General features: G+C 75.7%; 19 protein-coding genes. 17 read left to right on the top strand and 2 right to left on the bottom strand.

What is annotated here, in order from left to right:
* Positions 1 to 72: 72 nt before the first annotated feature.
* On the bottom strand, positions 73 to 1,707 hold the full coding sequence (locus FMM08_RS15555) for a methyl-accepting chemotaxis protein (RefSeq protein ID WP_147927289.1): 1,635 nt from the start codon (positions 1,705 to 1,707) through the stop codon (positions 73 to 75).
* Between the two features lie 131 nt (positions 1,708 to 1,838).
* Between FMM08_RS15555 and FMM08_RS15560 the strand changes: the two genes are divergently transcribed.
* The 6 genes from FMM08_RS15560 to FMM08_RS15585 all read left to right on the top strand — a co-directional run bounded on the left by FMM08_RS15560 (position 1,839) and on the right by FMM08_RS15585 (position 6,903).
* Positions 1,839 to 2,180, top strand: a complete 342-nt coding sequence (locus FMM08_RS15560) for a DUF3039 domain-containing protein (protein ID WP_147927290.1) — start codon at positions 1,839 to 1,841, stop codon at positions 2,178 to 2,180.
* Positions 2,177 to 3,643, top strand: coding sequence for an MFS transporter (locus FMM08_RS15565; RefSeq protein ID WP_147927291.1), 1,467 nt, complete (start codon positions 2,177 to 2,179; stop codon positions 3,641 to 3,643). Before FMM08_RS15560 ends, FMM08_RS15565 begins: the two co-directional genes overlap by 4 nt.
* A gap of 89 nt (positions 3,644 to 3,732) precedes the next feature.
* Entirely contained in the window at positions 3,733 to 5,505 is a 1,773-nt protein-coding gene (locus FMM08_RS15570) for a DEAD/DEAH box helicase (protein WP_439653566.1), read from the top strand.
* A 54-nt stretch (positions 5,506 to 5,559) separates the two neighbouring features.
* Positions 5,560 to 5,991 (top strand): hypothetical protein, encoded by a 432-nt coding sequence (locus FMM08_RS15575; RefSeq protein WP_147927292.1) that lies wholly within the window; start codon positions 5,560 to 5,562, stop codon positions 5,989 to 5,991.
* Positions 5,988 to 6,320, top strand: coding sequence for a winged helix-turn-helix domain-containing protein (locus FMM08_RS15580; protein ID WP_147927293.1), 333 nt, complete (start codon positions 5,988 to 5,990; stop codon positions 6,318 to 6,320). The genes FMM08_RS15575 and FMM08_RS15580 overlap by 4 nt, the downstream gene beginning before the upstream one ends.
* Positions 6,321 to 6,405: 85 nt before the next feature.
* The gene (locus FMM08_RS15585) at positions 6,406 to 6,903 is read left to right on the top strand and encodes an SRPBCC family protein (protein WP_147927294.1); all 498 of its coding nucleotides are present in this window, start codon (positions 6,406 to 6,408) and stop codon (positions 6,901 to 6,903) included.
* A gap of 15 nt (positions 6,904 to 6,918) precedes the next feature.
* Here FMM08_RS15585 and FMM08_RS23115 read toward each other — a convergent pair whose 3' ends face one another.
* Complete coding sequence (locus tag FMM08_RS23115; RefSeq protein WP_187279786.1) at positions 6,919 to 7,299, bottom strand: SdpI family protein; 381 nt, start codon at positions 7,297 to 7,299, stop codon at positions 6,919 to 6,921.
* 100 nt (positions 7,300 to 7,399) lie between these two features.
* Between FMM08_RS23115 and FMM08_RS15595 the strand changes: the two genes are divergently transcribed.
* The 11 genes from FMM08_RS15595 (at position 7,400) to atpB (ending at position 19,425) form a co-directional block, all read left to right on the top strand.
* A complete protein-coding gene (locus tag FMM08_RS15595; protein WP_147927296.1) occupies positions 7,400 to 8,743 on the top strand; it encodes a homoserine dehydrogenase in 1,344 nt (447 codons plus the stop codon).
* On the top strand, positions 8,743 to 9,843 hold the full coding sequence (gene thrC, locus FMM08_RS15600) for a threonine synthase (RefSeq protein WP_147927297.1): 1,101 nt from the start codon (positions 8,743 to 8,745) through the stop codon (positions 9,841 to 9,843). Before FMM08_RS15595 ends, thrC begins: the two co-directional genes overlap by 1 nt.
* Positions 9,840 to 10,796 carry a homoserine kinase gene (thrB, locus tag FMM08_RS15605; protein WP_147927298.1) on the top strand — a complete coding sequence of 319 codons (957 nt, stop codon included), beginning with the start codon at positions 9,840 to 9,842 and terminating at the stop codon, positions 10,794 to 10,796. Before thrC ends, thrB begins: the two co-directional genes overlap by 4 nt.
* A 387-nt stretch (positions 10,797 to 11,183) precedes the next feature.
* Positions 11,184 to 13,508, top strand: coding sequence for a transcription termination factor Rho (gene rho / locus FMM08_RS15610; protein WP_147927299.1), 2,325 nt, complete (start codon positions 11,184 to 11,186; stop codon positions 13,506 to 13,508).
* A gap of 178 nt (positions 13,509 to 13,686) precedes the next feature.
* The gene (gene rpmE / locus FMM08_RS15615) at positions 13,687 to 13,896 is read left to right on the top strand and encodes a 50S ribosomal protein L31 (protein WP_147927300.1); all 210 of its coding nucleotides are present in this window, start codon (positions 13,687 to 13,689) and stop codon (positions 13,894 to 13,896) included.
* A 145-nt stretch (positions 13,897 to 14,041) separates the two neighbouring features.
* Positions 14,042 to 15,097, top strand: coding sequence for a peptide chain release factor 1 (gene prfA / locus FMM08_RS15620; protein ID WP_147927398.1), 1,056 nt, complete (start codon positions 14,042 to 14,044; stop codon positions 15,095 to 15,097).
* Positions 15,098 to 15,101: 4 nt separating this feature from the next.
* A complete protein-coding gene (gene prmC / locus FMM08_RS15625) occupies positions 15,102 to 16,067 on the top strand; it encodes a peptide chain release factor N(5)-glutamine methyltransferase (RefSeq protein ID WP_255472454.1) in 966 nt (321 codons plus the stop codon).
* 13 nt (positions 16,068 to 16,080) lie between these two features.
* Positions 16,081 to 16,743, top strand: a complete 663-nt coding sequence (locus FMM08_RS15630) for an L-threonylcarbamoyladenylate synthase (protein ID WP_147927301.1) — start codon at positions 16,081 to 16,083, stop codon at positions 16,741 to 16,743.
* Positions 16,740 to 18,020: an MraY family glycosyltransferase gene (locus FMM08_RS15635; RefSeq protein ID WP_147927302.1), complete on the top strand. Its 1,281-nt coding sequence runs from the start codon at positions 16,740 to 16,742 to the stop codon at positions 18,018 to 18,020. Before FMM08_RS15630 ends, FMM08_RS15635 begins: the two co-directional genes overlap by 4 nt.
* Positions 18,021 to 18,056: 36 nt before the next feature.
* Positions 18,057 to 18,503 carry a Cg1360 family ATP-synthase-associated protein gene (locus FMM08_RS15640; RefSeq protein ID WP_147927303.1) on the top strand — a complete coding sequence of 149 codons (447 nt, stop codon included), beginning with the start codon at positions 18,057 to 18,059 and terminating at the stop codon, positions 18,501 to 18,503.
* Positions 18,504 to 18,645: 142 nt separating this feature from the next.
* Entirely contained in the window at positions 18,646 to 19,425 is a 780-nt protein-coding gene (atpB, locus tag FMM08_RS15645; RefSeq protein WP_147927304.1) for a F0F1 ATP synthase subunit A, read from the top strand.
* Positions 19,426 to 19,464: the final 39 nt, after the last annotated feature.

The raw sequence follows: 19,464 nt of genomic DNA on the forward strand, positions 1-19,464 counted from the left end.
GGTCCTCCTGGAGCGTCGGCGGGGTCGTGGCGGAGGGCTGGGCGGAGCGCTGGGAGGTCGGTGGCGTGCGCATCAGACGGTGAACTTCTTCAGCTCGGTCTCCAGGGAGGCCGCCGCCGAGGCGACCCGCTGGGCGGTGGCTGCGGCCGTCCCGGCGTCTCCGGTGGCGAGGTCCGCCTCGGAGGCCATGGCGGAGATGGTGCGGGTGACGTCGACGGAGCCGTTGGCGATCTCGTCGATGTTGCGGACCATCTCCCGGGTCGTGGCGGTCTGCTCCTCCACCGCGGAGGCGATGGTGGCCTGCAGCGCGCTGATCCTGTCCACCACGTCGCTGATCTGCGTGATCGCCGCGCTGGCGGCGGTGGCGTCCTGCTGGGCGGCCGCCACCTTGGCCACGATGCCCTCGGAGGTGCGCGCCGACTCGGTGGCGAGCTCCTTGACCTCGGTGGCCACCACGGCGAAGCCCTTGCCGTACTCCCCGGCGCGAGCGGCCTCGATGGTCGCGTTGAGGGCCAGCAGGTTGGTCTGCTCGGCGATCGAGGTGATGACGCGCACGATGTCGCCGATCTCCGCGGAGCTCTGCGCCAGGCCCGCCACGGTGCGGGTGGCGGCCTCGGCGGCGCGCACCGCGTCGGCGGCCACGGTGCTGGCCTCCTCCGTGGCGGCGGCGATCTGCTCGATGGCCCGCGACATCTCCCCGCTGGAGTCGGCGACGCTGCGGATGGTCACTGAGATCTCCTCGGAGGCCGCCGAGCCGGCGGCGGCCTGGGCGGCGGACGTGCCGGCCCGGGACTCCAGGGAGCCGGAGACCTGCGTGAGGTCTCGGGCGGAGGCGGCCATGTCGTCGCTGGCGCGCGCCACCTGCGACATGAGGCGGCTGAGGTGGTCGAGCGCCGTGTTGAGGGAGCTGACCATCTGGCCCACCTCGTCCTGGGCGCCCACGTCGCCCCGGCGGTCCAGGCGGCCGTCGGCGACCTCCCGGAGCAGGCCGACCGTGGCCTGCAGCCGGCGCCGCAGGGAGCGGCGCAGGGTGAGGGAGACGCCGGCGAGCACGGCGGCCGCCAGCAGCGCGGCGATCGCCGTCTGCCACAGGGCGGCCGACCGGGCGCCTGCTGCCTCGTCGAGGGCCGCCTGGCGCGCGGCCGAGGCGGCCTCGCGCAGGGCTGGGACGGCGCCGCTGACGGCGTCCGCCTGCGTGGTGAAGGCCGGCAGGGCCTTCCGGGCGGCCACCTGCTGCGGGTCGGTGACCTGGAGGTTGGCGAGGGAGACCACGCGCTGGGCCAGCGTGACCAGCTGCTCGGTCTGGGCGAGCAGCTGTGTGGTCTGCTGACGGGTGCTCCCGGTGGACGAGCCTTCGAGCTGGCGCAGGGCGTCGCGCAGCTGGGTGGCGTCGGCGCCCAGGGCGGCGATGGCCGCCGCACGCTGCTTGACGTCGTCGGTGACGAGGGGGACCACCACGTCGCCGCGCAGCTTGGCCTGACGGGCGTCCACGGTCTCGGCCAGCGCAGCGGCGCGGTCGGCGCGGACCAGCGCGGTCTGCGCGGTGCCCTGCCGGTCCAGGCCCTGCAGACCGATGAGGCCGACGACGACGACGCCCGCCACGCCGGTGGCGGCGAGCACGAGCAGGCGCGCGGAGATGCTGGTGGCGCGGCGTGCGGCCGGCACGGCGGTGGCCGGGGCAGCAGCGGGCGCGGGGCTCGACGTCACAGGCGTGTCCTCACGGGTCGTGCGGCGGCGCGGTCGGCTCCACGCTCCTCCCGGGGATCGGCACCCGCGGGGGGTCGCTTGAGGGGTCCGGGGCGCGGATGCCCACCACGTCCGGGACGTACGCTGGGGGCATGAGCGAGCCGCTGTCGGACCCCAGCGCCAGCCCCGCGACGGCGGACCCGCGGACCTCCTCCTCGGGCACCGCCCTGCTCGACCGCGAGCTGGTGGAGCAGCCCGTCGAGCCGGGCGACCACGAGCGCTACGCGCACTACGTCCGCAAGGAGAAGGTGCTCGAGTCCGCCCTCACCGGTGAGCCGGTGATCGCGCTCTGCGGCAAGGTCTGGGTGCCCGGACGGGACCCGAACAAGTTCCCGGTCTGCCCGATGTGCAAGGAGGTCATCGAGGGCATGCGCTCCCGCGAGGGCGGCTCCGGCGGCAAGGGCTCGGGCGAGGGCTCCGGCGCCGGGGAGTGATCCGCGGCGAGCTGCGGGTCGCGCTCGCCGGCATCGTCGCGCTCGTCACGCTGGTCGCCTTCGAGGCGATGGCGGTCAGCACGGCCATGCCCGTGGTCGCCGACGAGCTGGGCGGCCTGAGGCGCTACGGCCTGGCCTTCTCCCTCTTCCTCACCGCCAGCCTGCTCGGCACGGTGCTGGCCGGCGGCTGGGCCGACGCGCACGGACCGCGCACCCCCGTGGTGGGCGGCCTGCTGGCGTTCGCCGGAGGTCTCGTGCTGTGCGGCACCGCCCCCACCTTCACGGTGCTGCTGGTGGGCCGGGCCGTCTCGGGGCTCGGTGGCGGCCTGCTGGTGGTGTCGCTGTACGCCGTGGTCGGCGCGGTCTTCGAGGAGGCCGTGAGGCCCCGGGTCTTCGCCTGGATCAGCTCGGCCTGGGTGCTGCCCGCCGTCATCGGTCCGCTGGCCGCGGGCTGGCTGGCCACCGCCTGGAGCTGGCGGGCGGTGTTCCTGCTCGTCGCGCCGCTGGCCGTGGTGGTCGGAGCCGTGCTCCTGCCGCGCCTGTGGCACCTGGGCGCACCCGCGCCCGAGGCGGGCGCGCCGGAGCGTCCGGGACTGCTCAGCCAGCGCGCCCGGGCGGTGCGCGGCCTGGGCGTGGCCGCCGGCGCGGGCCTGGCGCAGGCCGGGGCCGCCGAGCTGGTGCCGCTGCGGGTGCTGCCGGTGGTGTCGGTGCTGGTGGGCGTCGTCGCCGTCCTGGTCGCCCTCCCCGCGCTGCTGCCCGGGGGCACGCTGCGGGCGGAGCGCGGGCTGCCCAGCGTCATCGCGGTGCGCGGCATCATGACCGCGGGCTTCTTCGGGGCGGAGTCGTACGTCCCTCTCATGCTCGTGCTGGAGCGCGGGCTGCCCGTGACGCTCGCCGGGCTGGCCCTCACCGGCGCGGCGATGGGCTGGACCCTCGGTTCCGCGCTGCAGGGCCGGCAGGGGCTGCGGATGGACAGGTCCCGGCTGATGGCGGTCGGCGGGCTGCTCGTCGCGTGCGCGGTGGGCCTGCTCGTGCTGCCGTCGCTGCACCTGCTGCCGGGCATGGCCGTGCTGGCCGTCTGGGCCGTGGGCGGGCTCGGCATGGGCCTGACCCTGTCGAGCACCAGCGTGCTCACCCTGTCGATGAGCCCGCCGGACCTGCGCGGCCGGCACAGCGCCGCGCTGCAGCTGTCCGACGCGCTCGGCGCGGTGGTGGGCATCGGGGTGGCCGGGGCGGTCTTCGCCGCCCGCCTGGGCTCCGCGCCCGACCTCCACGCCACGGCCGCGACCGGGGACCTGGCCGGCGCGAGCTCCGACGGCGGTGTGACGTTCGCCCTGGTCTTCGGCGGGCTGTCGCTGGTGGGACTGCTGGCTGCGGCCGTGGCGCTGCGGGTGCGCCCCGCGGGCGGCTGGGAGAACGGCCCCGGGACGGGCGCGCGAGCGGCTAGCGTGGCCGGGTCGTGAGCACCTCCCCGCTCCAGCGAGCACGTCTGACCGCCTCCGCGCACCTGGCCGCGGAGGCCCCGGGCGACCCCGGCGCGGTGGTCGGGCCGGTGGAGTCCCACGGCGGCCGGCCGCTGCGCGCCTGGCAGTCGGAGGCGCTGGGCCGCTACGAGGCCGAGAAGCCGACCGACTACCTCGTCACGGCGACGCCCGGCGCCGGCAAGACGACGTTCGCCCTGACGCTGGCGGCCCGCCTGCTCGCCCGGCGCGAGGTGGCGCGCGTCGTCGTCGTCGCCCCCACCGACCACCTGCGCACGCAGTGGGCCGAGGCGGCCCACGCCGCGGGGATCGTGCTGGACCCCACGCTCACCAACGCCGTCGGGCCCGTGCGGGCGGGCACCAGGGGCTACGTCACCACGTACGCGCAGGTGGCGGGCAAGCCCGCCCTGCACGCCGCCCGGTGCACGGCCGCCAAGACGCTCGTCATCCTCGACGAGGTCCACCACGCCGGTGACGGCCTGAGCTGGGGCGAAGCCGCCGAGGAGGCCTTCGACAGGGCCGCCCGCCGCCTGTGCCTCACGGGGACGCCGTTCCGCACCAAGCCGGGGGAGCGGATCCCCTTCGTCAGGTACGCGGAGGTGCCCGACGGAGAGCCGGGAGAGCTCCGGTCGTCGGCGGACTACACCTACGGCTACCGCGAGGCCCTGCGCGACGGCGTGGTCCGCCCGGTGGTCTTCGCCGCGTACACGGGCACGGCTCGCTGGCGCAACAGCGCCGGCGAGGTGGTCGCGGCGTCGCTGTCCGAGCCGAGCACGAAGAGCGTCGAGGCCAACGCCTGGAAGACCGTGCTGGACCCCAAGGGCCAGTGGGTGCCGCACGTCATCGCCGCCGTCGACGAGCGCATCACGCACCTGCGCGCCCACGGCATGCCCGACGCCGCCGGCCTGGTGCTGGCCAGCGACCAGGACGACGCGCGCGCCTACGCCGCCATCGTCAAGAAGGTCACCGGCCAAAAGCCCGAGCTGATCCTCTCGGACGACCCGAAGGCCTCGCAGAAGATCGAGAAGTTCGGCGCGGGCACCACGCGCATCGCGGTCTGCGTGCGCATGGTCTCGGAGGGCGTCGACGTGCCGCGCGCCGCCGTGCTCGCCTGGATGACGAGCTACCGGACGCCGCTGTTCTTCGCGCAGGCGGTCGGCCGCGTGGTCCGCAGCCGCGGTCCGCACGAAGCCGCCACGGTCTTCCTGCCCGCCGTGCGACCGCTGCTCACGCTGGCCGCCTCCATGGAGGAGGAGCGCAACCACGTCATCCCGCCGCCCGCGGAGCCCAGCGAGGACCTCGACCCGCTGCCGCGGCCCGAGCGCGCCGCGGCGGAGACCCGCGAGTGGCGCGCGCTCGACGCCGACGCCCAGTTCGCGCACGTCCTGCACGGCGGCCGCGCGGTGCTGGCCGGTGCCGCGCCGGCGCTGACCGAGGAGGACGGCGAGCACCTCGGCCTGCTCGCGGGCATGCTCACCCCGGAGCAGACCGCCGCCCTGCTGTCCCAGCGCGACGACGAGCACCGCCGCGCCGCGGCCGCTGCCGCCGTGCAGGACGACCTCTTCGGCGGACTGGGCGACGACGACGGCGGCCTCGGCGGCCGCGGTGCTGCCGGAGGCGAGACGGGGCGCTTCGAGCCCGATGAGGGGCAGGCCGGCTGGCGCGCGGCCGCGGAGCTGCGCCGCGAGGTGAACCAGCTGGTGGCGCGGGTGGCGTCGCGGTCCGGCGAACCGCACGCCCGGGTGCACGTGGCGCTGCGCAAGGCGGTGCCGGGGCCGGCGTCGGCGTCGGCGTCGGTGGAGGTGCTGGAGAAGCGCCGCGACTTCCTGCTCGCCCAGCTGTGACGCCGGTCGAGGAAAGTACTTGCCAGTGTGGAAAGTAGTTGCCACACTCGTGGCATGAGCGAGCACGCCCCCCTCACCGCTGACCAGGCCCGCGCCGCCCTTGCGGGCGCCGACACCGCGCGCCGCGGCCTCACCGCCCGGGGACGCTGGCTCGCCGGGTACTTCGGCGCCTTCGCGGTCGGCAGCGTCGTCGTCGTCCTCCTCATCGGGCTCGGCGGGGACACCGGGACGACGCTGGCGATGATCGGCTGGGTGCTCCTCGTGTCCCTCGGCGTCGGGTACGCCGCCACCCGCCCGGTGCGGCTGCGCCGCGAGGGACGGCTGCACGCCCTGGCCTGGCTCTCCTGGGGCGTCGTCTACGCCGTCGCCCTGCTGGGGGGTCACCCCCGGCACGGCGAGCTGGCCTACTGGCTGCCCGCAGCCCTGGTCACCGCGGTGCCGCTGCTGGCCACGGCGGTGCTCGCCCTGCGGTGGTCGCGCCGATGACGAGCGCGAGCAGCACGAGCAGCGCAGGAGCGCACCCCCGCCACCAGCTCGACGACGTCATCCACTCGCCCGTGCGCCTGTCGGTGGTCTCCGCCCTCTCCGGTGTCGACCGCGCGGAGTTCGGCGAGGTCCGCGACGCGGTGGAGGTCTCCGACTCGGTGCTGTCCAAGCAGGTCGCGGCCCTGGAGGCCGCGGGCTACGTCGAGGTGACCAAGGGGCGGGTCGGGCGGCGCCCCCGCACGTGGCTGGCGCTGACGGAGGACGGCCGAGCGGCGCTGAGGGCCCACCTGGACGCCCTGCGTGCGCTCCTGGGCCACGGCCTGGGCTGACCGTCCCGGTGCGCGGGGTGGCGCACCGCGCCCTCGCCCCGCCCCCGGGAGTGCGCTTCGCCCGGCCCTCGCCCACAGTGGACCGGTGCCGACGATCGAGGCCTCCACCGACCTCCCCGGCGACGTGGCCACCGTGCTCGCGGTCTCCCTCGACCTCGACGTCGAGCGAGCCGCCGGTCGGCGACACCGGGTGCGCCCGGTGCCCGCGGGGCCGGGGAGCCGCACCAGCGGCCGGATCGGCGCGGGGGAGCGGGTGCGCTGGTCGCTGCGCCTCCACGGCCTCGTCCCGCTGCGCCACACCACCGAGATCCTCGAGGTGGACGAGGCGACACCTGGCGGGGGAGCGCGCTTCGTCGACGCGATGGTCTCCGGTGCCTTCGCCGCCTTCCGCCACGAGCACCTCTTCGACCCGCTGCCGCCCTCGCCGACCGGTGCGCCCCGCACCCGGTCCACGGACCGGATGACGTGGACGAGCCCGCTGGGGCCGCTCGGGCGGGTCGCCGACGCGGTGCTCGTGCGGCGGACGCTGGAGGGCCTGCTGGCGGACCGGAACGCCGAGATCGCGCGCCGGCTCAGCGCCTGAGGCCAGCGCCGCAGGTCAGCGGCTGAGCGATCCTCGGGCGGCGGCGTCGGCGCGGACCGCCCCGGCCACGAGCGCCGCGGCCCCGAGCACCGCGCCCCCCACGACGACGGCGGCGAAGGGGCCCGGCGCGCCGGTGGTCGCGCCCACCACGAGCGCACCGAGCCCGGACAGCGCGAGCAGCGCGCCCGCCACCGCGGCCCAGGGGCGCGCGGCGGCGTGCCCGGTGCGCCAGCCCGCGTCACCGGCGAGGGTGGCGGGGGTGCGCACGCCCACCCAGCGGTTGCGGCGCAGCCGCCCCGCGGCCGCGCGGGCCACCACGTAGGGCACCAGGCCGCCCGCGGCGAGCAGGACGGCGCCCACCAGCACCACCGTCCACACCGGCACCGAGTCGTCCACGCGCCGAAGGGTACGCGGGGCGCACGGGGACCCCGGCCGTCTGGGAGACTGGCGCGCCGCGGGGCTCGACCCGTGACCGGGCCGGTGGACAGGAGCGGGTGTGGAGCGGGTGCGGGTGGCGCTGCTGGGCTGCGGCTCGGTGGGCAGCCAGGTGGCGGTGGCGCTGGCGCCGGGCTCGGAGAGCGTGGCCGAACTGTCGGCCCGCGCCGGGGTGGCGATCGAGCTGGTCGGGATCGCCGTGCGCGACGCGAGCGCGCCGCGCGAGGGCGTGGACGGGGTGCTCGACCGCGCGCTGCTCACCGCCGACGCCGATGCGCTGGTGACCCGCGCCGACGTCGTCGTCGAGCTGGTGGGGGGTCTGGAGCCGGCGCGCAGCCTGCTGCTGCGGGCCTTCGAGCACGGCGCGAGCGCCGTCACCGGCAACAAGGCCCTGCTGGCCGCCCACGGGCGCGAGCTGCACGCCGCCGCTGACGCCGCCGGGGTGGACCTGTACTTCGAGGCGGCCGTGGCCGGCGCCATCCCGATCATCAGGCCGCTGCGGGAGTCGCTCGCCGGCGACCGCGTCGAGCGGGTGCTCGGCATCGTCAACGGCACCACCAACTACGTGCTCGACCAGATGGACTCCCGCGGCGAGACGTTCGACGCCGCCGTGGCCCGCGCGCAGGAGCTGGGCTTCGCCGAGGCCGACCCCACCGCGGACGTCGACGGGTGGGACGCCGCCGCCAAGGCCGCGATCCTCGCGACGCTCGCCTTCCACACCCCTGTGACCATCGACGACGTGCACCGCGAGGGGATCCGCTCCGTGTCCGCCGAGGACGTGGCGGCGGCCCGCGAGGCCGGCGCCGTGGTGAAGCTGCTGGCCGTGGCCGAGCGCACCACCGGCGTCGACGACGCCGGGAACGAGGTCGAGGGCGTGCAGGCCCGCGTGCACCCGGTCCTGCTGAGCCGCGAGCACCCGCTGGCCAGCGTCCGCGGCGCCTACAACGCGGTCTTCGTCGAGGCCGCCGGAGCCGGTGACCTCATGTTCTACGGCCAGGGCGCGGGCGGGCGGCCCACGGCCAGCGCCGTCCTGGGCGACCTCGTGACGCTCGCGCGCCACCGCCAGGACGGCAGCCAGGGCCCTCGGGTGCTCGGCCACGCCGACCTGCCGGTGCTGCCCACGGACGCGGTGCGCACCCGCTACCAGGTGCGCCTCGTGGTGGCGGACCGCCCCGGGGTGCTCGCCGCGGTCGCCCAGGTCTTCGCCGCCCACGGGGTCTCCATCGAGACCGTGCGCCAGCGGCCGTCCGCGGGAGCGGTGGCCGGCGAGGGCGGGTCGGCCTCGCTGGTCGTCGTGACGCACACCGCCGCCGACGCCGCCCTGGCCGGGTGCGTGGCGGACCTGTCGGAGCTCGACGCCGTGGCCTCGGTGGCCTCGGTGCTGCGTGTGGAAGGGGACAGCTGATGGCGCACCAGTGGCGCGGGGTGGTCGAGGAGTACCGGGAGCGCCTGCCCGTCGTGGCAGGAGCGCCCGCGGTGACGCTCGGCGAGGGGGGCACGCCGCTCGTGCGCGCCCGCCACCTGTCGGAGCTCACCGGCTGCGACGTCCGGCTCAAGGTGGAGGGCTGCAACCCCACCGGCTCCTTCAAGGACCGCGGCATGACGGTGGCGATGACGCGCGCCGCCGCCGACGGCGCCCGGGCCGTGATCTGCGCCTCCACGGGCAACACCTCCGCTTCGGCGGCCGCCTACGCCACCGCCGCGGGCCTGTCCTGCGGCGTGCTCGTGCCCGACGGCCGCATCGCCATGGGCAAGCTCAGCCAGGCGGTCGCCCACGGCGCGACGCTGCTGCAGGTGGACGGCAACTTCGACGACTGCCTGCGGCTCGCCCGCGAGCTCGCCGAGGCCTACCCGGTGGAGCTGGTGAACTCCGTCAACCCGGCGCGCATCGAGGGGCAGAAGACGGCGGCCTTCGAGGTGGTGGACGCCCTCGGCGACGCCCCCGACGTGCACTGCCTGCCCGTCGGCAACGCCGGCAACATCACCGCCTACTGGCGCGGCTACACGGAGTACGCAGCCACCTCGGGCCAGCCGGGCCCCGCCACCCGGCGTCCGCGCATGTGGGGCTTCCAGGCCGCCGGTGCCGCGCCGATCGTCGAGGGGCGTCCGGTGGAGTCGCCCGACACCATCGCCACCGCCATCCGCATCGGCAACCCCGCCTCCTGGGACCAGGCCGTCGCCGCCCGCGACGAGTCCGGTGGCGTGGTCGAGGCGGTGACCGACGAGGAGATCCTCGCGGCCCACCGGCTGCTGTCCTCCCGTGACGGCGTCTTCGTGGAGCCCGCTTCCGCCGCAGGCGTCGCCGGTCTGCTCAAGCGCCACGCGGCGGGTCTGGTGGAGCGGGGGCTCACCATCGTCGTCACGGTGACCGGCCACGGCCTCAAGGACCCCCAGTGGGCCCTGCGCGAGGCCGACGGCAGCGAGGTCCGCCCCGTCCGGGTCGGCGTCGACGCCGACTCCGCCGCGGGTGCGCTCGGCCTGGAGCGGGCGCGGGCGCTGGCGTGAGCACCCCGGTCCTCGGACGCCGGGTGCGCGTGGTCGTCCCCGGCTCCAGCGCCAACCTGGGGCCCGGCTTCGACGCCCTGGGGCTGGCGCTCGGACTGCGCGACGAGGTGGTCGTCGAGGCGCTGGCCGGGACGGCGCGCGGCGGCGACGAGGCGTCCAGCGCGGAGGTGGAGGTCAGCGGCGAGGGCTCCGGCTCGATCCGCGGCGGTGAGGGCAACCTGCTGGTCAGGTCGGTGAGGGCGGCGCTGCACGCCGCCGGCGTCGCCGCCGCCGACCAGCCGCGCCTGCGCGTGACCAGTCGCAACGGCGTGCCCCACGGGCGCGGCGTGGGCTCCTCGGCCGCCGCGGTGGTGGCCGGGGCGGCCGCCGGGTCGGCGCTGCTGGACGAGCCGCTGCCCCGCGAGGTGCTGCTCGACCTGGTCTGCGGGATCGAGGGCCACCCCGACAACGCGGCGGCCTCCCTGCTGGGCGGCCTCACGCTCGGCTGGCGCGAGGGCGCCCACGGCCCCTGGCGCGCGGTGCGGGTCGACCCCTGTGCTGACGTGGTGCCGGTGCTCTGCGTGCCCGACGTCGAGCTCTCCACCGCCCGCGCCCGCGCCATGCTGCCGCTGCACGTCACCCATGGTGACGCCGCCCACACCGCTGGCCGCGCAGCCCTGCTCGTGGAAGCCGTCACCCGCCGGCCGGACCTGCTGCTCGCCGCCACCGAGGACCGCCTCCACCAGGAGCAGCGGGCGGCCGCCATGCCCGCCAGCGCCTCGCTGCTCGGCGACCTGCGCGCCGCCGGGCACGCCGCCGTCATCTCCGGCGCGGGCCCCTCGGTGCTCGTCCTCTGCGCGGGCGACGCAGCGGCCGCCGGTGCTCGTGCGCTGGTGGGAGCCCGTTCCGGCTGGCTCGCGCTGGAGCCCGGAGTGGCGCGCGAGGGCGTCGCCGTGGAGGTGCTGGCCGGCTGACGGCAGGACCCGTCGCCGCGAACACCTCAGAGAGCGCAGTGGTGCGCCGATGGGACGTGCGGGGACACCGGAGGGCTTCGCGGCCGTTCGGGTGGTGTCTCGACGACGCCGGAGCTGCCGCTTCGAGCACGAGGCGGCTGCTCTGACCGGGTGCTAGTGTGGGTCCAGCCCTGCTGGCCTTCGCGCGGCGCCGCTGTCGCCGCCATCTGCTGGCCCCACGGGTCGACACATCTGCCGTGGAGATCCACGGGCCCTCTCCGCTCTGCCGGACCTGCGCACCGCGCATGTCTGCGATCGGAGTCCCGCACGGCGTCACTCCGCACCGGCCTCTGCCCGGTGACCCGCCTCTGGTGTCCACCGAGGCGCTGACGAGGGGGAAGGACCTTCGTGACCGACACCACCGAGATCGCCGCACCGGCGCAGTCCGGCGCAGCGACCGAGCCCGGCGCGCGCCGCGCCGGGCTCACCGGCCTCCGCCTGCCCGAGCTGCAGGCGCTGGCGGTGCAGCTGGGCGTCTCCGGAACGGCCCGGATGCGCAAGAGCGAGCTGCTCGACGTCATCAAGGCCGCCCAGGCCGGCGGTCAGCCCAGCACCGGGACCGGCGCCGCTGCCGCTGCTGGTGGCGAGGCCGCGCCCGCCACCCGCACCAGCGCCGTCCGCCGCCAGCGCCGCTCCCCGGAGCAGTCGCCCGCCGAGACCGCTGCACCTGCTGCCTCCGCCGCCGAGATCGTCGCCGAGCCGGCAGCTGCGCCGGTCGTGGAGCCCTCCGCGCCGGCCGCCGAGGCGCCCGAGCAGCGCAGCGACGAGCGTCCCGCCCGTCGCACCCGCGCGCCTCGCGAGCGCGTCGAGCGGTCCGCTGGTGCCGACCGTGTTGAGCGCGCTGACCGTCCGGAGCGCGTCGAGCGGTCCGCTGGTGCCGACCGTGTTGAGCGCGCTGACCGTCCGGAGCGCGTCGAGCGGTCCGCTGGTGCCGACCGCGCTGAGCGCGCTGACCGTCCGGAGCGCGTCGAGCGGCCCGCTGGCGCCGACCGCGCTGAGCGCACCGACCGTGCTGCGCAGCCCGCCGCCGACGCCCAGGCGCTGCTGCCCGACCTCGCCGAGCTGGCCGAGGCGCGCGTCGAGCGCACGGACCGCGTCGAGCGCACGGACCGCGTCGAGCGCGCGGACCGCGCCGACCGGGTCGAGCGCCCCGAGCGCTCGTCCCAGCGCGACGCCCGCGACCGCGCCGAGGAGGTGCGCCTCGACCTCGACCGCGCCCTCGCCGAGCGCAGCGAGCGCAACGACCGCGCGCGTCGTGAGCGCGGGGAGCAGGTCCGCACCGAGGAGCGCTCCGCACCCCTCCAGCGCACGTCCGTCCCGCCGCAGCAGCGCCTCGACCAGGCCGTCCCCGGCGAGGACGAGGACGACGACGACCTGCGCGGACGCCGCGGACGCCGTGGGCGCTACCGCGACCGCGACCGCAAGGGCCGCCGCGGGCGCACCGATCCGGGCCTGGAGGCCGAGGCTCCCGTCGAGGTCTCCCCGGACGACGTGCTCGTCCCGGTGGCGGGCATCCTCGACGTGCTCGACAACTACGCGTTCATCCGCACCTCCGGCTACCTCGCCGGCCCGAACGACGTGTACGTGCCGCTCGGCCAGGTGAAGAAGTCCGGGCTGCGCCCGGGCGACGCCGTCACCGGTGCCGTCAAGGCCCCCCGCGACGGTGAGCAGGCGCAGCAGCAGGCCGCTGGCGGGCGCGGGGCGCAGAAGTTCAACGCGCTCGTCCGCCTCGACAGCGTCAACGGCATGTCGCCCGACGAGGCGCGCCGCCGTCCGGAGTTCAGCAAGCTCACGCCGCTGTACCCGAACGAGCGCCTGCGCCTGGAGACCGAGCCGGGCATCACGGCGACGCGCATCGTCGACCTGGTCGCCCCCATCGGCAAGGGCCAGCGCGGTCTCATCGTCTCGCCGCCCAAGGCCGGCAAGACCCTGATGATGCAGGCGATCGCCAACGCGATCAGCATCAACAACCCCGAGGTCCACCTCATGGTCGTGCTCGTCGACGAGCGCCCCGAAGAGGTCACGGACATGCAGCGGACCGTGAAGGGCGAGGTCATCGCCTCGACCTTCGACCGGCCCGCGTCCGACCACACCGCTGCCGCCGAGCTCGCCATCGAGCGGGCCAAGCGCCTGGTGGAGCTGGGGCACGACGTCGTCGTGCTGCTCGACTCGCTGACCCGCCTGGGCCGCGCCTACAACCTCGCCGCGCCGGCGAGCGGGCGCATCCTGTCCGGCGGTGTCGACGCTGCCGCGCTGTACCACCCGAAGAAGTTCTTCGGTGCTGCCCGCAACATCGAGAACGGCGGCTCGCTGACGATCATCGCCTCGGCGCTCGTCGAGACCGGCTCGAAGGCCGACGAGGTCATCTTCGAGGAGTTCAAGGGCACCGGGAACATGGAGCTGCGGCTCGACCGTCGCCTGGCCGACAAGCGGGTGTTCCCCGCCGTCGACGTGAACCCCTCCGGCACGCGCCGCGAGGAGATCCTCCTGGGCCGCGAGGAGCTGGCGGTGATGTGGAAGCTCCGCCGGGTGCTCACCGCGCTCGACAGCCAGCAGTCCCTCGAGCTGCTGCTCAGCAAGATGCGCGACACGAAGAGCAACACCGAGTTCCTCATGCAGGTGAAGGCGCAGACCCCGACGGCCGGCGGCGCCCGCCCGCCGGCGAAGGACTGACCTCCACCGCTCAGGGGACGCCCCTGGTGCAGCAGACCCCGCGGGAAGCCCCGCGGGGTCTGCTGCGTTAGGAGGAGTGCCAGTCCTGCTGGCAGACTGCTCGCCGGCTCCGGCTCACGTGCGCTCCGTTCCGAGGGGGCAGCACGACCCGGCGGCCACCGACACTCGAGGAGATGCTGTGAAGAGCGAGATCCACCCGGACTACCACGAGACCACCGTGACCTGCACCTGCGGGAACACGTTCACCACGCGCAGCTCCGCGCCCGGCACGGAGATCCGCGCCGACGTGTGCAGCGCCTGCCACCCGTTCTACACGGGCAAGCAGAAGATCCTCGACACCGGCGGCCGCATCGCGCGCTTCAACCAGCGCTACGCGAAGAAGAGCTGACACCGGCTCCCTCGAACGCCGGCCCGCCCCGAGCAGGGGAGGGCCGGCGTTCGTCGTGCCACCCCCACGCAGCACCCCCCACACGCCAGGAGACCCCGTGACCAGCCCCACCGGTGGTGAGCGGTCACCCGACCGCCTCAGCGAGATGCTCGCCGAGCACGCCGAGGTCGAGCGCCAGCTCGCCGACCCCGCCGTCCACGCCGACGCCTCCCGCGCCCGCGCGCTGGGGCGCCGCTACGCCGAGCTGGGGCGGGTGGCCGTGGCCGCCGCCGCCCGGGAGGCCGCAGAGGAGGACCTGGCGGCGGGCCGCCAGCTGGCCGCGGAGGACCCCGCCTTCGCCGAGGAGCTGCCGGCGCTGGAGGAGGCCGAGCGCACCGCCGCGGACCGCCTGCGCGAGGTGCTGGCGCCGCGCGACCCGGAGGACGGCTCCGACGTCATCCTGGAGGTGAAGGCGGGGGAGGGCGGTGAGGAGTCCGCCCTGTTCGCGGGGGACGTGCTGCGCATGTACCTGCGGTGGGCCGAGCGGTCGGGCTGGCGCACCGAGGTGCTGTCGTCCACCGACTCCGACCTGGGCGGCTACAAGGACGTCTCCGTGGCGGTGAAGCGCCGCGGTGGCGACGACGGCCTCGACGGGCCGTGGGCGCGCCTGAAGTTCGAGGGTGGGGTGCACCGGGTGCAGCGCGTGCCGGTCACGGAGTCGCAGGGTCGCATCCACACCTCCGCCGTCGGCGTCGTGGTGGTCCCGGAGGTGGAGGACGCGGGCGAGGTGGAGATCAGCCAGAACGACCTGCGCATCGACGTCTTCAGGTCTTCGGGACCCGGCGGCCAGAGCGTCAACACCACCGACTCCGCCGTCCGCATCACCCACCTGCCCACGGGCACCGTGGTGAGCTGCCAGAACGAGAAGAGCCAGCTGCAGAACCGCGAGCAGGCGATGCGCATCCTGCGGGCGCGGCTGCGCGCGGCCCAGCAGGAGGCCGCTGAGGCGTCCGCGTCCGCTGCGCGCCGCTCGCAGGTGCGCACGGTGGACAGGTCCGAGCGGATCCGCACGTACAACTACCCCGAGAACCGCATCAGCGACCACCGCACCGGGTACAAGGCCTACAACCTCGACCAGGTGCTCGCCGGAGACCTCGACCCCGTCGTGCAGTCCTGCGTCGACGCCGACCTCGCCGCCCGTCTCGCCGACGCCGGTGCCTGACCGCGTGGACGACCTCGCGGGCACCTCGGTGGACGACGAGCGCCGCGGCGGCGACCTGGGAGCCGTGCTGCGCGCCGCGAGAGCGCGCCTGGCAGCGGCCGGCGTCCCCTCGCCGGCCGTCGACGCCGACCTCCTGGCCGCCGGAGTGCTGGGCCTGGGGCTGGGGGAGCTGCGGGCCGCCGCCCTGCGCGGCACCGCGCTGACGGCCGGCCAGGCCGGGCGGCTGGCCGCGCTGGTGGCGCGGCGGGAGGCGCGCGAGCCGCTGCAGCACCTGCTCGGCACCGCGCCGTTCCGAGGTCTGGAGCTCCTCGTCGGCCCCGGTGTCTTCGTGCCGCGCCCGGAGACCGAGACCACGGCCGGCCTCGCCGTCGAGGCCGCCGCGCAGGTCGCGCGCAGCGGGCGCCGCCCGCTCGTGGTGGACCTCTGCACCGGCTCGGGGGCCGTGGCGCTGGCGGTCGCGTCGGAGGTGCCGTCCGCCGTCGTCGTCGCCGTCGAGCTCGACCCGGGCGCGCACGCGTGGGCGCGCCGGAACGTCGACGCGCACCGGTCCGCTGAGCGGGTGCGGCTGGTCCTGGGCGACGCGACGTCGGCGGAGGTGCTCCCCGAGCTCGACGGGACGGTGGACGTGGTCGCCTCCAACCCGCCGTACGTGCCCCCCGGTGCCGTCCCCCGAGAGCCGGAGGTCCGCGACCACGACCCGGCGCTCGCGCTGTGGGGCGGCGGCGAGGACGGCCTGCTCGTCCCGCGCGGCGTGGTCGCGCGGGCGGCGGCGCTGCTGGCGCCCGGCGGGTTCGTCGTCGTCGAGCACGCCGAGGTGCAGGGAGAGTCGCTGCGCGGGCTGCTGGCGCCGCCCGCCTGGGAGGGCGCCACCACCCACGACGACGCCGGCGGCAGGCCCCGTGCGACGAGCGCCCGCCTCGCCCGGCCTGCTGGCACCTGCGCGCCGCCAGGATCCGCCCCGTCGCAGTGACACACTGGCGTCCGTGAGCAGCCGCTACGACTGCACGGACCCCTCCGCCCGCGAGGCGGGCCTGCGCCACGCCCGTGACGCCCTCGCCCGCGGCGAGCTGGTGGTGCTGCCGACCGACACGGTGCACGGCATCGCCGCCGACGCCTTCGACGCCGAGGCCGTGACCCGCCTGCTGGCTGCCAAGGGCCGCGGCCGGTCGATGCCGCCGCCCGTGCTCGTCTCCGACGTCGCCGTGCTGGACGGACTGGCCACGGGCGTCCCGCCGGAGGCCCGGGCGCTGGCCGAGGCGTTCTGGCCCGGCGGGCTGACGCTGGTGTGCCGCGCCCAGCCCTCCCTGCGGTGGGACCTCGGCGACACCGGCGGCACCGTGGCCGTGCGGGTGCCAGACCACGACCTGGCGCGCGAGCTGCTGCGCTCCACCGGGCCCCTCGCGGTCAGCAGCGCCAACCGCACCGGGCAGCCCGCGGCGACCACGGCCGCCGAGGCCGAGGCGCAGCTGGGCGACGCCGTGGCCGCCTACCTCGACGACGGCGAGGCCGCCCGCGCCGACGCCCCGCCCTCCACCATCGTCGACGCGACCGGCGAGCGCCTCAGGGTGCTTCGCCGCGGCGCCGTGCCCACCGCGGCGCTCCGCATGGTGGTCCCGGTGGACGACGAGGACGAGCCTCCAGGGTGAGGGCCTACCTCCTCCTGCTGCTCCTCGCTGCGGGCACCACCTACCTCGCCACCCCCCTCGCCCGGCGCATCGCCGAGAAGGCGGGAGCGATGACGGCGGTGCGCGACCGCGACGTCCACTCCGTGCCGACGCCGCGCCTGGGCGGCCTGGCGATGCTCGCCGGGGTGGTGGTCGCCTTCGTGGCGGCGAGCCAGATGCCGTTCCTGTCGGACCTGTTCCGCGACAACCGCGCGCCCTGGGCGGTGCTCGCCGGGGCGGCCATCGTCGGCCTGCTGGGCGTCGCCGACGACGTCTGGGGCCTGGACCCCCTGACCAAGCTGGCGGGCCAGGTGCTGGCGGCGGGGCTCATGGCCTGGCAGGGGGTGCAGCTGTACAGCCTGCCCTGGGGCGGCGGGCTCATCGTGGGGTCCGCCGGGCTCTTCCTGGCGGTGACGGTGCTCGCCGTCGTCGTGGGGATCAACGCCGTCAACTTCGTCGACGGGCTCGACGGTCTGGCGGCCGGCGTCGTCGGCATCGGCGGCGCCGCCTTCTTCGTGTACTCCTACCTGTTCACCCGCACCGTCAACACCGACAACTACGCCAACCTCGGCTCCCTCACGGTGGCGGTGCTCGTGGGCGTCTGCCTGGGCTTCCTCCCGCACAACGCCCACCCGGCGCGGATCTTCATGGGCGACTCCGGCTCGATGCTCATCGGCCTGCTGCTCGCGGCCTCCGCGGTGTCCGTCACCGGGCAGGTCGACCCGGCCAGCATCAGCCAGATCAGCGGTGCCCAGGTGGCCCCCGTCTTCCTCCCGGTGCTCCTGCCCATCGCCGTGCTGCTGCTCCCGCTGACCGACCTCGTCTGGGCGGTGGTGCGCCGCGTGCTCGCGGGGCAGTCACCCTTCGCCGCGGACAAGCTGCACCTGCACCACCGCCTGCTCTCGCTCGGCCACACGCACGGCAGGGCGGTGCTCGTGCTGTGGCTGTGGACGGCGGTGGTGTCCTTCGGCGCCATCTCGCTGGCCTTCGTCCCGCTGAGGACGGCGCTCGTGGGCTGGGGGGCTGCGCTCCTCCTGGCGGTGCTCGTGACCCTCGGGCCGGCGCGCCGCAGGGCCCGCACCCACGGCCCCCTCCTGCTCCGGCAGCGTGGCGGCGCGCCCGCCGCCGGGAAGGCCGCTGCGGCCGATCGGGTGAGGCGTCCGTCACGTCCGCAGCACCCGGCGGGCCCGCAGCGCAGCACCGGGAAGCCACCCGAGCGGCGGTCCGCGCCGACCGGGGGACCGCCTCCCCGCGTCTAGGATCGGCAGTCCCGCCCCCTGACGTCTGGAGACACCGTGCAGGCCGCGCGCCCGCAGGACCCGTACCGCGCCATGCTCAAGGGCGGCTCGCTCCCCGCCGCCGTCGTCGCCGTCGTGGCGGTGGTGGTCTTCTGGGTGGTGCAGGGCGGCCTCGGAGCCTCCGGGGCCGTGACGGCTGCGCTGCTGGTGGGGGTCACGTTCGCCGCCAGCACGCTGGTGCTGCAGAAGGTGCGGCACCTCGAGCCGGTGATCGTGCTGGGCATCGCCATGGTCGGGTACATGACGGTGGTGCTCCTGCTGGGGCTCTTCCTCATCCTCTTCCGTGACGCGACGTGGCTCTCGCCCATCGCCTTCGCCATCTCCGCCTGCGCGGTGTCACTGGCCTGGACCGTGGGGCAGGTCGTCGCGTTCACCCGGGTGCGGACGCTCCTGTTCGACGAGCAGCCCGCTCCGGACTCCGCGGATCCGTCGTCGCCGCGGTGACGAGCACCCGGACGGTCGGGAGCACCTCCTCCGTCCGATACGGTGTTCCCGCTCACGCAGGTGGTGCTCAGGGATGCGGACGACGTAGCCCGCTCGAGATCGCACCCACCCGGCCGCACTTCGACCGAGAGGATGCCCACGGATGATCGGTGTGCCGACTTCAGCGGGCTTCGTGCCCCCGAGTCCCGCCGACTTCTGGCAGCCGCTGATCGGTGACGGCGCGTTCGCCATCACCCGGCCCATGTTCGTCATGGCGCTGACCACGGCGGCCATCTGCCTCGTCCTGGTGCTCGCCACCCGCCGGCTCTCGCTGGTGCCCGGCCGCGGACAGTGGGCGCTCGAGGGCGTGTACGGCTTCGTGCGCAACTCGGTGGGGCGTGACGTCATCGGCGCGGCCCACGTGCGTCCGTACCTGGGCCTGCTGCTGGCGATCTTCACCCTGGTGCTCGTCAACAACCTGATGGGCATCACGCCGTTCGTCCAGTACCCCACGTTCAGCCGGATCGGCTTCCCGCTGGTCCTGGCGATGGGGGTCTGGGTCGTCTACATCGGCGCCCAGCTGCGCCGCAACGGCGTCGGCGGGACCCTGCGCCACCTCGTGCCCGCCGGGCTCCCCATCGCGGCCGTCCCGGTCGTCTTCGTGCTCGAGCTCCTGACCTTCCTGGTCATCCGCCCGGTCACGCTGGCGCTGCGCCTCTTCGGCAACATGTTCGCGGGCCACACCCTGCTCCTGCTCTTCGCCCTGGGCGGGGAGTACATGCTGCTGCACGGCGGTGCGTTCCTGAAGGTCGTCTCCATCCCGACCTTCGCGATCTTCCTCTTCATCACGGCCTTCGAGATCCTCGTCTCGTTCCTGCAGGCCTACGTCTTCGTCCTGCTGACCTCGCTGTACATCGCTGAGGCCTACGCGGACGACCACTGAGAGACACCACAGGACCCACCACCACCCACCACGACCGCT

Origin of the sequence: Quadrisphaera setariae (assembly GCF_008041935.1) — a bacterium.
Taxonomy (GTDB): Bacteria; Actinomycetota; Actinomycetes; order Actinomycetales; family Quadrisphaeraceae; genus Quadrisphaera; species Quadrisphaera setariae.